Source organism: Moraxella caprae DSM 19149 (assembly GCF_000426885.1).
GTDB classification, from domain to species: domain Bacteria; phylum Pseudomonadota; class Gammaproteobacteria; order Pseudomonadales; family Moraxellaceae; genus Moraxella; species Moraxella caprae.
In genome coordinates, this window is sequence record NZ_AUGF01000096.1 from 1 (window position 1) to 1,940 (window position 1,940).

Annotated in this window: 2 protein-coding genes; both read right to left on the reverse strand. The window is 46.2% G+C overall.

What is annotated here, in order from left to right; translation table 11 throughout:
- A partial coding sequence (locus K941_RS0112410; protein WP_029103841.1) for a homoserine dehydrogenase occupies positions 1-511 on the reverse strand: 511 nt, incomplete at its 3' end.
- A 423-nt stretch (positions 512-934) separates the two neighbouring features.
- The gene (locus K941_RS0112415; RefSeq protein ID WP_029103842.1) at positions 935-1,774 is read right to left on the reverse strand and encodes a DsbC family protein; all 840 of its coding nucleotides are present in this window, start codon (positions 1,772-1,774) and stop codon (positions 935-937) included.
- Between the last annotated feature and the right edge of the window lie 166 nt (positions 1,775-1,940).

The window sequence follows — 1,940 nt, forward strand, 5'->3', positions numbered from 1 at the left end:
TTTTTTGTTGCATTTCAGTTAGGATAAAGTTGCCCGTACCATTGATGATGCCTGCCACCCAGTCCACTTTGTTGGCGGCTAGGGCTTCACGGATGATTTTGATGATGGGAATGCCACCTGCCACCGCCGCTTCATAACGCACCTGTACGCCATGCTCTTCGGCAAGCCCAAAAATCTCATTGCCATGTTCGGCAAGTAAGGCTTTGTTGGCGGTGACGACGTGTTTTTTGTGTTTGATGGCGTGGATGATGACGTCTTTGGCGACGCTCTTACCGCCAATCACTTCGATGACGATGTCCACATCATCATCGGCGGCGATTGCCATCAAATCATCGCTTTGTTTGATGGTAGGGTCAATGTCATCTCGCTGCCTCCTTGTGCCAACGTGAGTGATACAGACGTCATGACCGCTACGGCGAGACAGCTCAACGGCGTTGTCTTTTAGTAGATTGACCACGCCCGTACCAACTGTTCCCAGACCCAAAACCGCAATGTTAATTTTATCTTTCATGAATGCCCCAACTGGTTATCTATAACAAAAATTGACGGTAAAACCGAATTGCTTAACTTATCATAAGTTCATGGCTTATGCTAGGGGTTTGTAAAAATTTTTATGGGTTTTGTCAAAATTTTTTGTAAAAATTGTAACAGGTGATGGGATTTGATGATTCAAGATACATTAAATTGATGAACGCTTCTTTATTTGGCTCTGGTTCAAAAAATATGCTATAAAGAAAACCGTTCGTGGTGAGCTTGGGAAACCTAACGGTTTTCCTACCCGCAGGCAGGCTCAGGGAGAACGGAAAACCTAGTTCAGCATACTTTTTGGACTACCATCCTTTATTTTATTTGGTGTTGCGGTTGGGTTGTAAATTCAAGGATTAAAAAAGGGCTAAAAACCGAGCCCTTTTGTTTGTTATTTATAAATTAACCATCAACGATTGGCGATAGCCTCTTTGACGAGCTCAGCCGATGGTAGGTAGCCCCCAAGCTGTTGTCCGTTTTCGGCAAAGATGGCAGGCGTGCCCGACACACCCAGCTTGTGACCGAGTGCCATGTGTTTTCTCACGGGGTTGTCACAGCTTGGGGCGGTGATGTCTTTGCCTTGTTTGGCATTGGTTAGGGCAGTTTTGCGGTCACTGCTACACCACACGCTCTCGGTCAGACCTATCATAGACTCGCCACGGGGCCATGCCAGATAGCGAACTTCGATGCCAGCGGCATTGGTTTGGTCAATCTCTTTGTGCAGAAGTTGGCAATAATGACAAGTAGGGTCTGAGAAAACATAGATGGACGCTTTGGTCTCGCCTTTGGCAGGGAAGATAATCATCTCGGATTTGTCCACGGCTTGCAGCTCGGAGACGACCGCTTTTGACATCATGGCACTACTGATGTCCACAGGTCTGCCATCGCCCAGCTTCATGACCGCACCTTGAATGACGTACGTGCCAGTTTTATCAACAAAAAATGGCGAAACACCATCCAAAGTCGCCCAGTACATCTCGGGCATGTCGGTTGGGATGACGGACTGAACCTGAGCGTTAAGACCTGATTTGTTTAGGTTGTTTTGTAGGGCAAGGGCGACATCGGGCTGATGGTTGGGATCGTCATTTTGGGCAGGGGTGTTGTTCGTCGGCTCGGTGTTTATTTCTTGGGTTTGGTCGGTGGCAGTTGCCGTGCTGTCCGTTTTGTTGTCTTGGTTGCACCCGACCAGCAGTAGGGCGGTCATGGCGACGGTCAAAGCGGTGTATGATAGGGTGGGTTTGATGGTCATGATGATAAATGATAAAAGAAAAATGGGTTATTATACCAAACTTTACCATTTTGTCTAATGATTTTATTAATCTTGAATTTACAACCCAACCGCAACACCAAATAAAATAAAGAAGTGTTCATCAATTGGCATTGTTAAATCAAAATACATACCTCAAACTACCATT